Source organism: Carboxydocella sp. JDF658, assembly GCF_002049395.1.
In the GTDB taxonomy this organism is placed as follows: Bacteria; Bacillota.
The window spans coordinates 1-207 of record NZ_BDLR01000113.1; the positions used below are offsets into that span (position 1 = coordinate 1).

1 pseudogene is annotated in these 207 nt (G+C 41.1%); it reads right to left on the reverse strand.

Going from position 1 to position 207, the window contains the following annotated elements:
• A pseudogene (locus JDF658_RS14675) lies at positions 1-207 on the reverse strand (hypothetical protein); the annotation flags it as partial.

The window sequence follows — 207 nt, forward strand, 5'->3', positions numbered from 1 at the left end:
ATAGGCAAGCCTGCAGGACAGATAGGAACACCATTCTCGTTAACAGACACTGCCCAGGGATAGGAAGCTTTTCCTTTCGCCCGCTTATTAAGGTCAATAAATGCCTCAGTATTATTGGCAGCAAGTAACCGGTAAATATCGTAGACGTCATGAGCAGAATCTAAAATGGCTTTTGTAAACTTAAATTCAGGATATAAGTCCAGTAAT